The following is a 2,500-nucleotide window of genomic DNA, read 5'->3' on the forward strand; positions in this document are numbered from 1 at the left end:
GGATAAAGCCCCTGGCGGTGACCTGTTGCGGGTCGCGCGCGATGCGCGCACCGGCAACAGCCGCAAAGACGAAGGCCTCCCCGATTGGGGAGGCCTTCTAGATAAAGCCCCTGGCGGTGACCTGTTGCGGGTCGTTTCCGATGGAAACGCAGGCAAAGAAAAACCCGCCACGATGACTCGTAGCGGGTATTTCAGGATAAAGCCCCTGGCGGTGACCTACTCTTGCATGGCTTAAGCCACACTACCATCGGCGCATGCGCGTTTCACTGCTGAGTTCGGGATGGGATCAGGTGGTACCACGCCGCTATGGCCGCCAGGGAAGGGGTGGGAGCAGCGCGTAAGCGCCGGCTCCACATAGGGTGTAAACGAGTGACAAGCGTCGAGGTGAAATATCTCGGGATAAGCGTCAGACGAACGAAGCGTCTTGGGGTTATATGGTCAAGCCTCACGGCTCATTAGTACACGTAAGCTCAATGCATTGCTGCACTTCCACACCGTGCCTATCAACCACCTAGTCTTGATGGTGCCTTTAGGAGAGTCAAGCTCTCGGGAGATCTCATCTTGGGGCGTGCTTCCCGCTTAGATGCTTTCAGCGGTTATCACTTCCGTTCGTAGCTACCGGGCAATGCCATGGGCATGACAACCCGAACACCAGCGGAACGTCCACTCCGGTCCTCTCGTACTAGGAGCAGCCCCCCTCAAATCTCCAACGCCCACGACAGATAGGGACCGAACTGTCTCACGACGTTCTGAACCCAGCTCGCGTACCACTTTAAATGGCGAACAGCCATACCCTTGGGACCGGCTACAGCCCCAGGATGTGATGAGCCGACATCGAGGTGCCAAACACCGCCGTCGATATGAACTCTTGGGCGGTATCAGCCTGTTATCCCCGGAGTACCTTTTATCCGTTGAGCGATGGCCCTTCCATACAGAACCACCGGATCACTAAGACCTACTTTCGTACCTGCTTGATCCGTCGATCTCGCAGTCAAGCACGCTTATGCCTTTGCACACAGTGCGCGATGTCCGACCGCGCTGAGCGTACCTTCGTGCTCCTCCGTTACTCTTTGGGAGGAGACCGCCCCAGTCAAACTACCCACCATACATGGTCCCCGATCCGGATTACGGACCTAGGTTAGAACGTCAAGCACTTCAGGGTGGTATTTCAAGGATGGCTCCACCCGAACTAGCGTCCGGGTTTCATAGCCTCCCACCTATCCTACACAGAAGAACTCAACGTTCAATGTAAAGCTATAGTAAAGGTTCACGGGGTCTTTCCGTCTTGCCGCGGGAACGCTGCATCTTCACAGCGATTTCAATTTCACTGAGTCTCGGGTGGAGACAGCGCCGCTGTCGTTACGCCATTCGTGCAGGTCGGAACTTACCCGACAAGGAATTTCGCTACCTTAGGACCGTTATAGTTACGGCCGCCGTTTACTGGGGCTTCGATCAAGAGCTTCGCCTTGCGGCTGACCCCATCAATTAACCTTCCAGCACCGGGCAGGCGTCACACCCTATACGTCCACTTTCGTGTTTGCAGAGTGCTGTGTTTTTGATAAACAGTCGCAGCGGCCAGGTTACTGCGACCCCTCGATGCTCAGTCACGCACGTGACCACACCAAGAGGCGCACCTTCTCCCGAAGTTACGGTGCCATTTTGCCTAGTTCCTTCACCCGAGTTCTCTCAAGCGCCTTGGGATTCTCACCCTGCCTACCTGTGTCGGTTTGCGGTACGGTTTTTCTATAGCTGAAGCTTAGTGGCTTTTCCTGGAAGCGTGGTGTCAGTCACTTCGTCCTCATAGGACTCGTCTCGGTGCTCGGCATAAAGTATCCCGGATTTGCCTAAGATACATGCCTACCGCCTTTCCCCAGGACAACCAACGCCTGGTAGACCTAACCTTCTCCGTCCCCACATCGCACTATAGAAAAGTGCAGGAATATTAACCTGCTTCCCATCGACTACGCATTTCTGCCTCGCCTTAGGGGCCGACTCACCCTGCGCCGATGAACGTTGCGCGAGGAAACCTTGGGCTTTCGGCGGGGGGGCTTTTCACCCCCCTTATCGTTACTCATGTCAGCATTCGCACTTCCGATACCTCCAGCAGACTTTACAATCCACCTTCACAGGCCTACGGAACGCTCCTCTACCGCGCACATCTTAAAAGTTGTGCACCCCGAGCTTCGGTGTATAGCTTAGCCCCGTTAAATCTTCCGCGCAGACCGACTCGACCAGTGAGCTATTACGCTTTCTTTAAAGGATGGCTGCTTCTAAGCCAACCTCCTGGCTGTCTATGCCTTTCCACATCGTTTTCCACTTAGCTATAACTTGGGGACCTTAGCTGCGGGTCTGGGTTGTTTCCCTTTTCACGACGGACGTTAGCACCCGCCGTGTGTCTCCCGTGTATCACGTGTTGGTATTCGGAGTTTGCCATGGTTTGGTAAGTCTCAATGACCCCCTAGCCATAACAGTGCTCTACCCCCAACAGTGTTCGCACGAG

At 55.1% G+C, this 2,500-nt stretch carries 2 rRNA genes (1 of these 2 cut by a window edge); both read right to left on the bottom strand.

From position 1 onward, the window contains the following. Positions 1-203: 203 nt before the first annotated feature. A 5S ribosomal RNA gene (gene rrf / locus EC912_RS19185) occupies positions 204-318 on the bottom strand. A gap of 116 nt (positions 319-434) precedes the next feature. Then, positions 435-2,500: ribosomal RNA gene (locus EC912_RS19190) — 23S ribosomal RNA — on the bottom strand (it continues 819 nt past the right edge of the window).

This window comes from Luteibacter rhizovicinus (assembly GCF_004342265.1).
GTDB classification, from domain to species: domain Bacteria; phylum Pseudomonadota; class Gammaproteobacteria; order Xanthomonadales; family Rhodanobacteraceae; genus Luteibacter; species Luteibacter rhizovicinus_B.